Origin of the sequence: Sandarakinorhabdus oryzae (assembly GCF_009733735.1) — a bacterium.
Taxonomy (GTDB): Bacteria; Pseudomonadota; Alphaproteobacteria; order Sphingomonadales; family Sphingomonadaceae; genus Sandarakinorhabdus; species Sandarakinorhabdus oryzae.
Genome location: NZ_WNJP01000409.1, coordinates 1 through 576, shown reverse-complemented (window position 1 = coordinate 576; position 576 = coordinate 1). Strand labels below are relative to the sequence as shown.

At 64.4% G+C, this 576-nt stretch carries 1 protein-coding gene; it reads right to left on the bottom strand.

Annotation, left to right across the window (positions count from 1 at the left end; all coding sequences use genetic code 11):
* Positions 1-576: AMP-binding protein (locus GJ693_RS16590; protein WP_156257292.1), on the bottom strand; the 576-nt coding region annotated here is incomplete at both ends.

The window sequence follows — 576 nt, the reverse complement described above, 5'->3', positions numbered from 1 at the left end:
GCCGCGCACCCGCGCCTCGAGCTTCTCGCCTGACGGCACCAGCTTGATTTCCGTACCCGGGATCGGGACACCGATATTGCCGGAGCGCTGCGCCTGAAAGTGGCAATCGGTGGCCAGCGGCGCGGTCTCGGTCGAACCCCATGCCGACACCATCGGCACCGCGTGGCCGACGGTCGCGACCGACAGCGCCTCCAGCGCATCCCACAGATTCTGCGGCAACGCCGCCGCCGCATAGAAGAGCAGCTTTACCTGCGAGAAGAAGCGCTGGCGCAGCTCGTCGTCTTCGCGCAATGCCGCGATCAGCATGTCGTAGCCGCGCGGCACGTTGAAGTACACCGTCGGTATCACGTCGCGCAGATTGGCCAGCGACAATGCGAACAGGCCGGGCGCCGGCTTACCGCTGTCGATGTACAGCGTGCCGCCGTTGCGCAGCACGCAGTTAAAATTGTGATTGGCGCCGAAGGTATGGCTCCACGGCAGCCAGTCGAGCGTGGTGAGACCGGGTTCGCCGAGAAACGGCCAGGTCTGAGCTTTCGCAGCCTGATTGGATGTCAGCATACGCTGGGTGTTGATCAC